The sequence below is a fragment of the Pseudomonas sp. GM102 genome (genome assembly GCF_000282555.1).
In the GTDB taxonomy this organism is placed as follows: Bacteria; Pseudomonadota; Gammaproteobacteria; order Pseudomonadales; family Pseudomonadaceae; genus Aquipseudomonas.
In genome coordinates, this window is record NZ_AKJB01000045.1 from 109,706 (window position 1) to 122,621 (window position 12,916).

Sequence of the window (12,916 nt, forward strand, 5' to 3'; positions counted from 1 at the left end):
AGTCTCAGCAGGGCTTACTCGAAAATCCGATGCCAGACCTCTGGCATCGGATTTTTTATGTCTGTTCAACAAGACCTGCTCGACCTTGGCGATCTTTTCAACTTCTGCGATCTGAGTACCTTTACCCAACATATTCCGGTTGAGTGGGTAGCGTCTGCACTGGATCTCTCCAGCCAGGCGACCATTCGCCGACGTCGCTTGCCCGCCGATCAAGTGCTTTGGCTGGTACTCGGCATGGCGCTGTTTCGTGACGAGCCGGTTCACGAAGTGGCCAGGCGTTTGAACATTTGTGCCCAAGGCCTGGCCTCTGACCAGCTATTAGCCCGAAGCGGTGTAACCGAAGCGCGTAAGCGGCTCGGTGCCGATCCTGTTGAATGGTTATTCCGCAAGACAGGTCATCAATGGGGCGCGGAGCGTTATACCGATGACACCTGGCAGGGCCTGCAAGTGTTTGCGGTGGACGGAGCGCTTTTGCGCACCCCGGATACGCCCGAACTTCGAGATCATTTCGGGTCGGGAAACACCCGGACCGACCGCCAGACTCCGTTTCCCATGCTGCGCTTGGTGGCGTTGATGAATGTGCGTTCGCACGTAATCCTGGATGCCCAATTGAGCCCTTACCGACGCAGTGAAATGCGCTTGGCCGACGAGTTTTTGCAGCAGATTCCCGATCACTCGGTGACGTTATTCGATAAAGGGTTCTGGGGCGCCGAACTACTGTCGAGCCTGAATAAAGCCGGCACTCATCGGCACTGGTTGATTCCGGCCAAAAAAGGCACGGTTTGTGATGAAGTGGCTCGTTACAACCCGCACGATCGTCTGGTGCGCATGAAGGTCTCACCGCGAGCCAGAGCCCGAAATCCGGCCCTTTCAACACATTGGGAGGCCCGCGAAGTCAGCTATGAAATTCAAGGCAAACTCAAGACAGTCATGACGTCACTGCCGGCGAGCACCTACAGCACCGAAGCCGTTGCCCGGCTTTATCAGGAGCGCTGGGAGATCGAGTTAGGCTTCAGAGACATCAAAAGCTCAATGCAACAGAACGCAGTGACCTTGCGTAGCAAAAAAGTCGACTTGATCTATCAGGAAGTCTGGGGACTGTTGCTGGCTTACAACGTGGTTCGTCGGGAAGCCAGTCAGGCGGCAGTTGCGTTTGGTCGCCCCCCTCGGACATCCGCTTCAAACCAGCCTGTCAGTACATCGCGGTCCAGCTGATCGTGATGGCAGCAGCCAATCCGATTTCAGCGACAGGGAGGCGGTTATCAGAGTTAAGGGCAGGTATTGGAGGATTGTTTCTGGATCACCGCCCAAGGCCTTCGAGGCCCAGGACGGTGAAGATTTCAAAGACCCGGTTTCCCGTGGATCGTAAGGCTGCTCCACTTAAGTGAACAGCATTACGATCATTGATCGGGGCGTTTTTGTTTGTGCCCGCTTGCACCGAATCCTTGTAGGAGCGAGGCTTGCCCGCGAAGGCGGTGTGTCATTCAGCATTGATGTGTCTGACACATCGCCTTCGCGGGCAAGCCTCGCTCCTACAGGGGGTCGGGTTCAGGTTCTGCGTCGAGTTACTGAGCCCAAGGTGCCCGGCGCGAATCGTTGAGCCCGAGCAGATAGCTATCCCCGCCCAACTGACTCATCTGCTGCCGAATCCACCCGGCCCGTCTTGCAACGTAAGAGGTTGGATGGCTGACGCTCCACACCCGCGGGTTTGGCAGTACCGCAGCCAGCAAACTTGCCTGCTGTCGGGATATCGAGCGAGCGCCCACACCAAAGTGATGCCGAGCCGCCGCTTCGGCGCCAAATACGCCTTCATCCCACTCGACGCTGTTGAGGTACACCTCAAGAATCCGCTGTTTGGGCCAGAGCACCTCGATCAGCCCGGTAAACCAGGCCTCCAGGCCTTTGCGCAGCCAGCTGCGGCCAGACCACAGAAACAGGTTCTTCGACACCTGCTGGCTCAGGGTGCTGGCGCCCCGAATCGAGCCGCCGCGTTCGTTATGCGCAAACGCCGCCTGAATCGCGCCGATATCAAAGCCCCAATGCTCGGGAAACTTCTGATCCTCGCCGGCAATCACTGCGACTTTCAGGTCGTCGGAGATTTCATCCCAGGGTTTCCAGGTGCGCTGCAGGTCAATGGGTTCGCCGTCGAACCAGGATTCGACCTTGCGCTCGACCATCAACGCGGTTCCCGGTGGCGGTACCACGCGAAAGATCAGCACCAGCAATACGCTGCCACCCGCGAACCAGAGCAGGGCCTTTGTGAAACGACGGAAAATTAACTGCAGCATAGAGAGCTTGGCCGAACCCGTTGAGCCGGCCATTATACAGACCCTGTTGATCGAGTCTGACTGGAGTTCTCATGTTGCGTGGCTTCCTGATGCTGGCTGCTTTTTTCGGCTTCACCGGTGTTGCCTTGGGCGCATTCGCCGCCCATGGCCTGAAAAGCCGCCTGAGCGCCGAGTACCTGGCGATTTTTCATACGGGCGTCACCTATCAACTGGTGCACACCCTGGCATTGCTGGGTGTAGCGCTGCTGGCCACGCAGATTCCCGGTCGACTGATCACCTGGGCCGGCGCATCCTTTGCCATCGGCATTCTGTTGTTTTCCGGCAGCCTGTACCTGCTGACGATGACGGGCATCAGCAAGCTCGGGATCGTGACGCCCTTCGGTGGCCTGGCGTTCCTGGTCGGCTGGGTTTGCCTGGGGCTTGCCGCCTGGCGGTTGAGCTGACCACGCGGTCCATTTCGTGACGAATGGCTTGGGTCGGCCTGACTGATCGGGCTAGAATGCCAGCCCCTAAAAATGATGGCGGCATTCGGTATGCGCATTCAATTGAACGGCGAATCCCTTGAACTGCCCGACGGTGAAACCGTTGCGGCCCTGCTGACCCGTCTGGAACTGACCGGGCGCCGGGTGGCGGTCGAGCTCAATCTGGATATCGTCCCGCGCAGCCAGCACGCTGAAACCACGCTGAATGACGGTGATTCCGTCGAGGTGGTACACGCCATCGGCGGCGGCTAGTCGCCCGGCCCTGATGGGCACAGAATTCTGCAAGAACCTCACCCCTACAGAGGATTTCCCATGAGCATCGTTCGTAGCGACAAGCCCTTCGTCCTGGCCGGTCGTACTTACCAGTCGCGTTTGCTGGTAGGCACCGGCAAGTACCGCGACATGGAAGAAACCCGCCTGGCCATCGAAGCCTCGGGTGCCGAGATCGTCACCTTCGCCGTGCGCCGCACCAACCTCGGCCAGAACCCGGGCGAACCGAACCTGCTCGAAGTCTTGTCGCCGGATCGCTACACCTTCCTGCCTAACACCGCCGGCTGCTTCGACGCTACCGAGGCTGTGCGCACCTGCCGCCTGGCCCGTGAGCTGCTCGGCGGCCACAACCTGGTGAAGCTGGAAGTGCTGGCGGACCAGAAAACCCTGTTCCCCAACGTGATCGAAACCCTCAAGGCCGCCGAAGTGCTGGTCAAGGAAGGTTTCGACGTGATGGTTTACACAAGTGATGACCCGATCATTGCCCGTCAACTGGCGGAAATCGGTTGCATCGCAGTGATGCCGCTGGCCGGTCTGATCGGCACGGGCCTGGGGATCTGCAACCCGTACAACCTGCAGATCATCCTCGAAGAAGCCAAGATCCCGGTGTTGGTGGATGCCGGTGTCGGTACTGCCTCCGACGCCACCATCGCCATGGAACTGGGCTGTGAAGCGGTGCTGATGAACTCGGCCATCGCCCATGCCCAGCAGCCGATCATGATGGCTGAAGCCATGAAACACGCCATTGTTGCAGGTCGCTTGGCCTACCTCGCCGGCCGCATGCCGAAAAAACTCTATGCCAGCGCCTCCTCGCCGCTGGATGGTCTGATCAAGTAAGAGCCATTGATGACTGAATCAAACGACACGCCAATCCAGACGGAAGAAGGCGACGAGCGCCAACACCGCCGCATCAAGAGTTTCGTGATGCGCGCCGGGCGCATGACCGAAGGCCAGCAACGTGGTCTGGACCAAGGTACGCCGCTGTTCGTACTGCCTTTGGCCGACGCGCCGGTGGACTTCGATCAGGTATTCGGTCGCTCAGCGCCGCGCTCGCTGGAAATCGGCTTCGGCATGGGCCATTCGCTGCTGGAAATGGCCGCGGCCTCGCCGGAGCAGGATTTCATTGGCGTTGAGGTTCACCGTCCAGGTGTCGGCGCGCTGCTCAATGGCGTGCTGACTCAGGGCCTGACCAACCTGCGCGTCTACGATTGCGATGCGATCGAAGTGCTCAACCGTTGCATCGCCGACAACAGCCTCGACCGCCTGATGCTGTTTTTCCCGGACCCGTGGCACAAGAGCCGTCACCACAAGCGCCGTATCGTTCAGGCGTCGTTCGCTGAGCTGGTGCGCAGCAAGTTGAAGGTCGGCGGTGTGTTGCACATGGCTACCGACTGGGAGCCGTACGCCGAGTACATGCTGGAAGTGATGAACGTCGCGCCGGGTTACCGCAACCTCGCCGAAGACGGCAAATGCGTCCCGCGCCCTACCGAACGCCCGATCACCAAGTTCGAACGCCGCGGCGAACGTCTTGGGCATGGCGTGTGGGATCTGAAGTTCGAAAAACAGTCTTAAGTACAACGCTGTAAAAACTGTGGGAGCGAGCCTGCTCGCGATGGCGTCATAACATTCAACATCTTTGTTGACTGTCAGACCGCTATCGCGAGCAGGCTCGCTCCCACAGTTGTTTTCGGTTGTAACTGAGATCAGCGGCGATCGGCTACGACGCCGATCAACACCAGCACCACCAACAGCACCGGTGCCAGGCTGTAGTTGTTGAACTGGCTCAGGCCTTTGATGATCCATGGCGTGGCATAGATCAGCGCCACGCCGCTGCCGACCATGCACAGCAGGGCCATCAGCGGGACGCGCAAGGCGCCGGCGATGCTGCCCAGGCGTTGGTCGACCCAACCTTTTATGTCGGCGCCAAACAGCACCAGCAAGCAACCCACCAGCGCCAGAGAGATTTCCGACAGGTTGCTACGGCTCCAGCGGGACACGGTGGCGAGCAGGTCGAGTACCAGATCCATTCGATTTCCTTAGGTCAGAAATTTCTGCAGCAAGTCATTGAGAAAGAGTTGTCCGCGCAGCGTGGCCGCCAGACGTGACGGTTCGACCTGCAACAAGCCACTTTGTTCGGCCTCGCGACGGCCTTCGGCGAGGCTTTCCAGGGGCAGCCCGGTGCGCTCTGGATACAACCGCGCTTCGACGCCCTCGGTCAGGCGCAAGGCGTTCATCAGGAATTCGAACGGCAGCTCTTCGTTGGTCAGGGCTTTCTCGCCGGCCAGGAAGCTTTTGGCCGGGTTGAGATAGTCCTTCGGTAGACGGGTCTTCCAGGTACGGACGATGCGCCCGTCCGGATGGCTGAGTTTGCCATGGGCGCCGGCACCGATGCCGATGAAGTCGCCGAAACTCCAGTAATTGAGGTTATGCCGCGCCGGACGGCCGGGCAGGGCATAGGCCGAGACTTCGTATTGCGCGTAACCGTGTTCGGCCAACAGCGCCTGGCCGGCCTCCTGAATGTCCCACAGGGTGTCGTCTTCCGGCAGCGTTGGCGGCTGATTCCAGAACACTGTGTTCGGCTCCAGCGTCAGTTGATACCAGGACAGGTGCGTCGGCTTCAGGGCAATGGCCTGGCGCAGGTCGTTCAGGGCGTCGTCCAGCGACTGATCGGGCAAACCATGCATCAGGTCTAGATTGAAGTTATCGAAACCGGCCTGACGCGCCATGCCGGCGGCACGCACGGCTTCATCGCCGTTGTGAATCCGCCCCAGGGCCTTGAGTTTCTCTTCCTGAAAGCTCTGGATGCCGATCGACAGGCGATTGATGCCCAGCGCCCGGTAAGCGACGAACTTTTCCTGCTCGAAGGTTCCGGGGTTGGCTTCCAGGGTGATTTCAATGTCGCTGGTAAACGGAATTCGTTGCTCGACACCCTTGAGCAAGCGACCCAGTGCCTTGGCACTGAACAGGCTCGGCGTGCCGCCACCGAAGAAGATCGAACTCAGCTCACGGCCATAGACCGCATGCAGGTCTTGATCGAGGTCGGCCAGCAGGGCATCCACATACTCTTCTTCCGGCAACACGGGGCTGGCAGTGTGGGAGTTGAAGTCGCAATAAGGGCATTTGCGAACACACCACGGGATGTGGATGTACAACGCCAGGGGCGGCAGCACGGGCAGGGCCGCTCGAGGCGATTGGGCGGCGCCGCCGAAGATCAGCGGCGACGCGGACGAGTCATGGGTCATTTCAAGCCCAGACGCTGGCGCAGCAGATCCATTGCACGGGCGCGGTGACTGATCTGGTTCTTGTCGCTGGGCTTAAGCTCGGCGCTGGAGCACTCGCGCTCCGGCACCCAAAACAGCGGGTCGTAGCCGAAACCGTGTTCGCCGCTGGCCTGGGTCAGGATGCGCCCATGCCACAGGCCTTCGCAGAGAATCGGCAACGGATCGTCGGCATGACGCACCAGCGCCAGCACACAGACGAACTGCGCGCCGCGCTCGGCTTGCGGCACGTCTTTCAAGACGTCGAGCAGTTTGGCGTTGTTCGCCGCATCGCCTTTACCGTCGGCGTAACGGGCCGAATAAATGCCCGGCGCACCGCCGAGGAAATCCACCGCCAGCCCCGAATCGTCGGCCAAGGCTGGCAGCCCGGAAATGCGCGAGGCATTACGGGCCTTGAGAATGGCGTTCTCGACGAACGACAGGCCGGTTTCTTCAGGCTCGACGCTGCTGAACTCGCCGATCGAGCGCAAGTGCACCGATTCGCCGAGCATGGCCTGGAGTTCCTTGAGTTTGCCGGCGTTGTGGCTGGCCAGTACGAGTTGGGTGAAATTCATCATTGGCCGGGGAAAAGCTCTTGTTGGAAACTGATGGTGTTGGTTTTGTCGCCGGTCTGCACCTTGATGTCAAAGGTGCGGATTTCCTGCTGATCCACCGGGAACTGGGCGATGTAGTACACCGCGCCTGTTTCAGTGATCTGTTTGAACTTCAGCGGGATGCTTTGGCTGGTCAGGTCTTTGACCGTGCCGCTGACGTTGGCGACCAGCGGTTTGCCGTCCTTGATCACCGAGACATTGATCACGCCCTGATTCTTGCCACGGGTCAGCTCGGCCGCTTTGGCAATGTCCGGTGTCAGGAAGGTCGAGTTGAAGGTGTTGTAATGCACCGTCACATCGCCAAAGGTTTCCTTGCGCTCGCCCTTGATGACATCGGCGGCCATGGCGGTGACGCTCAGGCAGGCAGTAAGTAAAAACAGCGCTAGACGACCCATGATCGTTCTCCTCGAAATGTCGTGATTCAGACCGCGACCTTGTGGTCCTGCAGCCCGGGGCTGCTGACTCGGTAAATACCGATTTCACCTAACAGATTAGGCCATAGCTTACTGGCCCACCCGTGCCGATGCTGTTGATCCACGGCAAGCCGATCAATGACCTTGGCTTCACGTTCGCGACACAGCGCTTCAAAGTCTTCGAAAGTGCAGAAGTGGATGTTCGGCGTGTTGTACCAGGTGTATGGCAGAAAATCCGAAACCGGCATCCGGCCCTTGCTTGCCAGGTACCAGCGGCAGCGCCAGTGACCGAAGTTGGGGAAGGTGATGATGCACTGGCGACCGACCCGCAGCATTTCGTCGAGGATCTTGTCCGGGTAGTGCACAGCTTGCAGGGCCTGGGTCATGACCACGATGTCGAAGCTGTTACTGGCAAAGTTGCCCAGACCCTTGTCCAGATCTTGCTCGATGACGTTGATACCCTTGGCCACGCACTCGGCAATGTTATTCGGGTCGTTTTCCAGGCCATAGCCGGTAACCTGTTTGTGGTCGCGCAGCCAGGTCAGCAACTCGCCGTCACCGCAACCGAGGTCGAGCACGCGGCTGCCGGCGGGGATCCATTCCTGGATGATTTCCAGATCGGCTCTCATGTCTTCCTCAAAGCGCTATACGGTTCATGTAATTGCTGAAGGCCTGCAAATAACGCGGGATCGGAATCAGGAAGGCGTCGTGGCCTTGCGGAGCATCGATCTCCAGGTAGCAGACGTCTTTCCTGGCCGCCATCAGCGCGTCCACCAGCTCGCGCGAGCGGGCAGGGGAGAAGCGCCAGTCGGTGGTGAAGGACATCACGCAGAACCTCGCCTGGGCATTGGCGAAGGTTTTCGCCAGGTCATCGTCGAAGTTTGCCGCCGGGTCGAAGTAGTCCAGTGCCTTGGTCATCAGCAGGTAGGTGTTGGCGTCGAAACGTCCGGAAAACTCTTCGCCCTGATAGCGCAGGTAGCTTTCGACCTGAAACTCGACGCTGTGGAAGTCGTAGTTGAGCTTTTCGCTCTTCAGGCCGCGACCGAATTTCTCGCCCATGGAGTCGTCGGACAGGTACGTGATGTGCCCGACCATCCGCGCCAGCATCAGCCCGCGCTTGGGGATCACACCTGCTTCCTGGAACGAGCCGCCGTGGAACTCCGGGTCGGTGAGGATCGCCTGGCGTGCGACTTCGTTGAACGCAATGTTCTGTGCCGACAGCTTCGGTGCCGAGGCGATGGCCAGGCAGTGCCGCACGCGGTCCGGGTAGGTGATGGTCCACTGCAAGGCCTGCATGCCGCCGAGGCTGCCGCCGATCACCGCCGCCCATTGGCGGATGCCGAGCAGGTCGGCGAGGCGTGCCTGGCTGTGGACCCAGTCTTCCACGGTCAGTACCGGGAAATCGGCGCCGAATGGCTTGCCGGTTTCCGGATTGACACTGCTGGGGCCGGTGGAGCCATTGCACCCGCCGAGATTATTCAGGCTGACCACGAAGAACTTGTTGGTGTCGATCGGCTTGCCGGGGCCGATGCAGCTGTCCCACCAACCGGGTTTGCGGTCGTCGGGGCTGTGGAAGCCGGCAGCGTGATGGTGACCGGACAAGGCGTGGCAGATCAGCACGGCGTTGCTCGCCGTAGCGTTCAGCGTGCCATAGGTTTCGTAGATCAGGTCATAAGCGGGCAGCGAACGTCCGCAGGCCAAGGCCAGGGGTTCACTGAAGTGCGCCACTTGCGGCGTCACCAGACCAACAGAATCGGGGGGGAAGGCAGCTGGCATCGACCCTGCTCTCATTGAAATGAGGCGTAAGTCTAAAGACCGCTGTGGCTAGCGGCAAGCAAAGGCCGGGCCTGATTTCATTCAGTTAGACCGAGGTGCGCCATTCGCGGGCAAGCCTCGCTCCTACAGGTTTGAGATCATTCCCAAATTATGTGAACACCCCAAACCCGTAGGAGCGAGGCTTGCCCGCGAAGAACGATGACGCGGTCAGTCTGCCGGGCGCAGCAGATCCGGCAAATCCGGCAATTTCTTCGGCGAACAAATCCGCACCCGTTTCTGCCGGTTCAGCTCTCCGCTGATCAAACTCATCTGACTCTTGGAAACCCCGAATGCCTTGGCCAGAAACGCCATCAGGTATGCATTGGCCTTGCCCTCGACCGGCGGTGCGGTCAGGCGGATCTTCAGGCGATCGCCATGCAGCCCGCAGAAATCATCGCTGCGGGCCGCCGGTTGCAGGTGACATTCCAGAATCAGGTCATCACCGTCCCAGCGAAAGTAGCTCATCAGATCAGGCCGAGCAGCCCCATCGGCATGAGGGCGAAGTTCGCAAGGCGCGGGATCAGCCAGCTTTGCAGTAACTGGATCACGATGAACGCGAAGATCGGCGAGATATCGAGGCCGCCCAGGTTCGGAATGATCCGACGGAACGGGGCGAGTACCGGTTCAGTGATCTGAGCAACCAACTCTGCACCCGGGTTGTGGCTCCCCGGGGCGACCCAGGAAAGAATCACGCTGATGATCATCGCCCAGAAAATAATATTCAAAAACAGCGAGAAGAGCGCGATCAGCGCCCACGGCACCAGGAACAGCCAGTCGACCATGAAGCCTTTGAGCAGCAGGATCACCCCAATCAGCAGCATCTGAATGATCAGCGCCAATACCAGTGACGACATGTCCAGCCCGAACATGCTCGGGATGACCCGGCGCAGCGGCTTGAGCAGCGGTTGAGTGGCTTTCACGGCGAACTGGCAGAGCGGGTTGTAAAAGTTCGCCCGAACCAGTTGCAGGATGAAACGCATCAGCACGATCAGCAGGTACAGGCTGCCCAGGGTTTTAATTATGAAAATGGCAGCGTCATTGAGTCCGAGCATCATTGATTCCTTTGTAAGAGCTGATTAGCGGCCAAGTTGCTCAGCCATCTCGGCCGAGCGGTGCGCAGCGGCGCCGAGTGCTTTTTCTACCAGGGCTTCGAAGCCGCCGGCCTGGAACGACTTGATTGCAGCTTCGGTGGTGCCCGCAGGCGACGTCACGCGACGACGCAACTCAGCCGCGTCGACATCGCTTGCGACCGCCATGTGGGCAGCACCCAAAGCGGTTTGCACGGTCAGTTGTGCGGCGATGTCCGCTGGCAGGCCGAGCTTCACGCCCGCGGCGGTCATGGCTTCGATCAGCAGGAAGAAATACGCCGGGCCCGAACCGGAAACGGCCGTGACCGCGTCCAGTTGCTGTTCTTCGTTCAGCCACAGGGCAATGCCAACCGCCGACAGCAGCTCTTCAGCTTGCTGGCGTTGTTCGGTGCTCACTTCGCTGGTGGCGAACAAACCGCTCACGCCCTGACGCAGCAGCGCCGGAGTGTTAGGCATGCAGCGCACGATAGGCTGGGCGCCAAGCCAGTTTTTCATGCTGGCGCAGGTGATGCCGGCCGCAATCGAGACCACCAGTTGATTCGGCGCAAGGCTTGGGCGAATGGCTTCGCAAACGGCTTTCATCGCCTGGGGTTTGACCGCCAGCACGATCACGTCCACGCCCTGAATGGCGTCGGCGTTGTCGGCAAACACTTCGATGCCGTGTTCGGCGCTCACGCGGGCACGGGTTTGTTCACCCGGATCGCTGGCGCGGATTTGCGCGGCGTCCAGACCTTTGGCGCGCAGGCCGCCGATCAGGCTGGCGGCCATGTTGCCGGCTCCGATAAAGGCAATACGAGTCTTGCTCATGTCAGGTCCTTATAAAGAGAGGTGTCAGCCATTGTTTCAAGACTGGCCGTAGTCGCGGGCACCAAACAGGGCCGTTCCGATACGGACCCAAGTGGCGCCCATGGCAATGGCCGACTCGAGGTCGTGGCTCATGCCCATGGAAAGTGTGTCGAGTGGCAGGTTCAGGCTGGCTTGCAGGCTCTGCACGGCAGCAAAAGCAGCGTCCTGGGCGGCGCGATCTTCAGTCGGCTCGGGAATCGCCATCAGCCCGCGCAATTTCAAACGCGGCAGCGCGCTGATGGCATTGGCCAAGGCGGGCAGATCGGCCGGGGTGCAGCCGGACTTGCTGGCTTCACCACTGACGTTGACCTGGATGCAGATGTTCAATGGAGGCAAATCGGCAGGACGTTGTTCGGACAGGCGTTGTGCGATTTTCAAGCGATCCACGGAATGCACCCAGTCGAAATGCTCGGCGATAGCGCGAGTCTTGTTCGATTGAATGGGGCCGATGAAGTGCCAGATCAAGGGCAGGTCGGCCAATTCGAGCTGTTTGCCCAAGGCTTCCTGCAGGTAGTTTTCGCCAAAGTCGCGGATCCCGGCGGCGTAGGCTTCCCGTAGGGCTTCGGCGGGTTTGGTCTTGCTCACGGCTAGCAGCTGGATGCTGTGCTCGTTGCGCCCGGCGGCGAGGGCGGCAGCACGGATGCGTGAACTAACCTGAGCGATGTTGTCTGCTATCGTGGACATCAAGAGGCGCCAGCGGTCTGAAGGTTCGCGGCATTCTACTGGAATTGAGGAGCGCTATGGATATCACTGAGCTGCTGGCGTTCAGCGCCAAACAAGGCGCGTCTGACCTGCACCTGTCCGCTGGCCTGCCACCGATGATTCGTGTCGACGGCGATGTGCGACGCATCAACCTGCCGGCCCTGGACCACAAGGAAGTGCATGAGCTGATCTACGACATCATGAACGACCTCCAGCGGGTGGACTTCGAGAAGCATCTTGAAACCGACTTTTCCTTCGAAGTGCCCGGCGTGGCGCGTTTTCGGGTCAATGCCTTCAACCAGAATCGGGGTGCGGGCGCGGTTTTCCGGACCATCCCGTCCAAGGTCCTGAGCATGGACGACCTGGGGATGGGGGAAGTGTTTCGCAAGATTACCGAAGCGCCCCGGGGGCTGGTGCTGGTGACCGGCCCGACCGGTTCGGGCAAGTCCACCACGTTGGCGGCGATGATCGATTACCTGAACAACCATCGCCATCACCACATCCTCACCATCGAAGACCCGATCGAGTTCGTCCACGAGTCGCGCAAATGCCTGATCAATCAGCGCGAAGTCCATCGTGATACCCGCAGCTTCGCCACGGCGCTGCGCTCGGCCCTGCGCGAAGACCCGGACGTGATTCTGGTGGGGGAAATGCGTGATCTGGAGACTATTCGGCTGGCATTGACTGCCGCCGAGACCGGTCACCTGGTATTCGGCACGCTGCACACCACGTCGGCGGCGAAAACCATCGACCGGGTGGTGGATGTGTTTCCGGGCGACGAGAAATCGATGGTGCGTTCAATGCTCTCCGAGTCGTTGCTGGCGGTGGTGTCGCAGACATTGATCAAGAAAATCGGCGGCGGTCGAATTGCGGCCCACGAAATCATGCTCGGCACTTCGGCGATCCGTAACCTGATCCGCGAAGACAAGGTGGCGCAGATGTACTCGTCGATTCAGACCGGAGGGTCGCTGGGGATGCAGACACTGGATATGTGCCTGAAAGAGTTGGTGACCAAGGGGGTGATCAGCCGCGAGCATGCGCGGGAGAAGGCGCGCTCGCCAGATAATTTTTGAGGTTGGAATGCGAACCTGTGGCGAGGGAGCTTGCTCCCGCTGGGCTGCGAAGCGGCCCCAAAAAACTG

The 12,916-nt window shown here is 59.9% G+C and carries 16 protein-coding genes and 1 pseudogene; 6 read left to right on the forward strand and 11 right to left on the reverse strand.

Annotated elements, in window-relative coordinates; genetic code table 11:
- Window positions 1-57 precede the first annotated feature (57 nt).
- Window positions 58-1,388 (forward strand): annotated as a pseudogene (locus PMI18_RS21160) (IS4 family transposase).
- A gap of 177 nt (window positions 1,389-1,565) precedes the next feature.
- Here PMI18_RS21160 and mtgA read toward each other — a convergent pair.
- Window positions 1,566-2,288 carry a monofunctional biosynthetic peptidoglycan transglycosylase gene (gene mtgA / locus PMI18_RS21155; RefSeq protein WP_033036105.1) on the reverse strand — a complete coding sequence of 241 codons (723 nt, stop codon included), beginning with the start codon at window positions 2,286-2,288 and terminating at the stop codon, window positions 1,566-1,568.
- 71 nt (window positions 2,289-2,359) lie between these two features.
- On the opposite strand from mtgA, the gene PMI18_RS21150 reads away from it, so the two are divergent.
- The 4 genes from PMI18_RS21150 (at window position 2,360) to trmB (ending at window position 4,612) form a co-directional block, all read left to right on the forward strand.
- Window positions 2,360-2,731, forward strand: a complete 372-nt coding sequence (locus PMI18_RS21150; protein WP_007897895.1) for a DUF423 domain-containing protein — start codon at window positions 2,360-2,362, stop codon at window positions 2,729-2,731.
- Window positions 2,732-2,821: 90 nt separating this feature from the next.
- Window positions 2,822-3,022: a sulfur carrier protein ThiS gene (thiS, locus tag PMI18_RS21145; RefSeq protein WP_007897898.1), complete on the forward strand. Its 201-nt coding sequence runs from the start codon at window positions 2,822-2,824 to the stop codon at window positions 3,020-3,022.
- A 60-nt stretch (window positions 3,023-3,082) separates the two neighbouring features.
- Window positions 3,083-3,877 (forward strand): thiazole synthase, encoded by a 795-nt coding sequence (locus PMI18_RS21140; protein WP_007897902.1) that lies wholly within the window; start codon window positions 3,083-3,085, stop codon window positions 3,875-3,877.
- A 9-nt stretch (window positions 3,878-3,886) separates the two neighbouring features.
- On the forward strand, window positions 3,887-4,612 hold the full coding sequence (gene trmB / locus PMI18_RS21135) for a tRNA (guanosine(46)-N7)-methyltransferase TrmB (protein WP_007897906.1): 726 nt from the start codon (window positions 3,887-3,889) through the stop codon (window positions 4,610-4,612).
- Window positions 4,613-4,743: 131 nt separating this feature from the next.
- On the opposite strand, the gene PMI18_RS21130 is transcribed toward trmB, so the two are convergent.
- From PMI18_RS21130 to PMI18_RS21085, 10 genes are all read right to left on the reverse strand, one after another.
- A complete protein-coding gene (locus PMI18_RS21130; RefSeq protein ID WP_007897907.1) occupies window positions 4,744-5,067 on the reverse strand; it encodes a DUF3392 domain-containing protein in 324 nt (107 codons plus the stop codon).
- Between the two features lie 9 nt (window positions 5,068-5,076).
- Window positions 5,077-6,282 carry a radical SAM family heme chaperone HemW gene (hemW, locus tag PMI18_RS21125; protein WP_007897909.1) on the reverse strand — a complete coding sequence of 402 codons (1,206 nt, stop codon included), beginning with the start codon at window positions 6,280-6,282 and terminating at the stop codon, window positions 5,077-5,079.
- Window positions 6,279-6,875 carry an RdgB/HAM1 family non-canonical purine NTP pyrophosphatase gene (rdgB, locus tag PMI18_RS21120; RefSeq protein ID WP_007897921.1) on the reverse strand — a complete coding sequence of 199 codons (597 nt, stop codon included), beginning with the start codon at window positions 6,873-6,875 and terminating at the stop codon, window positions 6,279-6,281. The genes hemW and rdgB overlap by 4 nt, the downstream gene beginning before the upstream one ends.
- The gene (locus PMI18_RS21115; protein ID WP_007897924.1) at window positions 6,872-7,306 is read right to left on the reverse strand and encodes a DUF4426 domain-containing protein; all 435 of its coding nucleotides are present in this window, start codon (window positions 7,304-7,306) and stop codon (window positions 6,872-6,874) included. Before PMI18_RS21115 ends, rdgB begins: the two co-directional genes overlap by 4 nt.
- A 26-nt stretch (window positions 7,307-7,332) precedes the next feature.
- Complete coding sequence (gene metW / locus PMI18_RS21110; protein ID WP_007897927.1) at window positions 7,333-7,953, reverse strand: methionine biosynthesis protein MetW; 621 nt, start codon at window positions 7,951-7,953, stop codon at window positions 7,333-7,335.
- Window positions 7,954-7,960: 7 nt separating this feature from the next.
- The gene (gene metX / locus PMI18_RS21105) at window positions 7,961-9,100 is read right to left on the reverse strand and encodes a homoserine O-succinyltransferase MetX (protein WP_007897931.1); all 1,140 of its coding nucleotides are present in this window, start codon (window positions 9,098-9,100) and stop codon (window positions 7,961-7,963) included.
- A 207-nt stretch (window positions 9,101-9,307) separates the two neighbouring features.
- The gene (locus PMI18_RS21100) at window positions 9,308-9,604 is read right to left on the reverse strand and encodes a DUF167 domain-containing protein (RefSeq protein ID WP_007897933.1); all 297 of its coding nucleotides are present in this window, start codon (window positions 9,602-9,604) and stop codon (window positions 9,308-9,310) included.
- On the reverse strand, window positions 9,604-10,191 hold the full coding sequence (locus PMI18_RS21095; RefSeq protein ID WP_007897934.1) for a YggT family protein: 588 nt from the start codon (window positions 10,189-10,191) through the stop codon (window positions 9,604-9,606). Before PMI18_RS21095 ends, PMI18_RS21100 begins: the two co-directional genes overlap by 1 nt.
- Before the next feature lie 24 nt (window positions 10,192-10,215).
- Window positions 10,216-11,034, reverse strand: a complete 819-nt coding sequence (gene proC, locus PMI18_RS21090; RefSeq protein ID WP_007897936.1) for a pyrroline-5-carboxylate reductase — start codon at window positions 11,032-11,034, stop codon at window positions 10,216-10,218.
- 36 nt (window positions 11,035-11,070) lie between these two features.
- Window positions 11,071-11,757 (reverse strand): YggS family pyridoxal phosphate-dependent enzyme, encoded by a 687-nt coding sequence (locus PMI18_RS21085; protein ID WP_007897937.1) that lies wholly within the window; start codon window positions 11,755-11,757, stop codon window positions 11,071-11,073.
- 56 nt (window positions 11,758-11,813) lie between these two features.
- On the opposite strand from PMI18_RS21085, the gene PMI18_RS21080 reads away from it, so the two are divergent.
- Complete coding sequence (locus tag PMI18_RS21080) at window positions 11,814-12,848, forward strand: type IV pilus twitching motility protein PilT (protein ID WP_007897938.1); 1,035 nt, start codon at window positions 11,814-11,816, stop codon at window positions 12,846-12,848.
- Window positions 12,849-12,916 lie beyond the last annotated feature (68 nt).

Coding starts and splice junctions, on each gene's coding strand:
- mtgA (WP_033036105.1), bottom strand. CDS start 2,288: ATGCTGCAGTTAATTTTCCGTCGTTTCACAAAGGCCCTGCTCTGGTTC.
- PMI18_RS21150 (WP_007897895.1), top strand. CDS start 2,360: ATGTTGCGTGGCTTCCTGATGCTGGCTGCTTTTTTCGGCTTCACCGGT.
- thiS (WP_007897898.1), top strand. CDS start 2,822: ATGCGCATTCAATTGAACGGCGAATCCCTTGAACTGCCCGACGGTGAA.
- PMI18_RS21140 (WP_007897902.1), top strand. CDS start 3,083: ATGAGCATCGTTCGTAGCGACAAGCCCTTCGTCCTGGCCGGTCGTACT.
- trmB (WP_007897906.1), top strand. CDS start 3,887: ATGACTGAATCAAACGACACGCCAATCCAGACGGAAGAAGGCGACGAG.
- PMI18_RS21130 (WP_007897907.1), bottom strand. CDS start 5,067: ATGGATCTGGTACTCGACCTGCTCGCCACCGTGTCCCGCTGGAGCCGT.
- hemW (WP_007897909.1), bottom strand. CDS start 6,282: ATGACCCATGACTCGTCCGCGTCGCCGCTGATCTTCGGCGGCGCCGCC.
- rdgB (WP_007897921.1), bottom strand. CDS start 6,875: ATGATGAATTTCACCCAACTCGTACTGGCCAGCCACAACGCCGGCAAA.
- PMI18_RS21115 (WP_007897924.1), bottom strand. CDS start 7,306: ATGGGTCGTCTAGCGCTGTTTTTACTTACTGCCTGCCTGAGCGTCACC.
- metW (WP_007897927.1), bottom strand. CDS start 7,953: ATGAGAGCCGATCTGGAAATCATCCAGGAATGGATCCCCGCCGGCAGC.
- metX (WP_007897931.1), bottom strand. CDS start 9,100: ATGCCAGCTGCCTTCCCCCCCGATTCTGTTGGTCTGGTGACGCCGCAA.
- PMI18_RS21100 (WP_007897933.1), bottom strand. CDS start 9,604: ATGAGCTACTTTCGCTGGGACGGTGATGACCTGATTCTGGAATGTCAC.
- PMI18_RS21095 (WP_007897934.1), bottom strand. CDS start 10,191: ATGCTCGGACTCAATGACGCTGCCATTTTCATAATTAAAACCCTGGGC.
- proC (WP_007897936.1), bottom strand. CDS start 11,034: ATGAGCAAGACTCGTATTGCCTTTATCGGAGCCGGCAACATGGCCGCC.
- PMI18_RS21085 (WP_007897937.1), bottom strand. CDS start 11,757: ATGTCCACGATAGCAGACAACATCGCTCAGGTTAGTTCACGCATCCGT.
- PMI18_RS21080 (WP_007897938.1), top strand. CDS start 11,814: ATGGATATCACTGAGCTGCTGGCGTTCAGCGCCAAACAAGGCGCGTCT.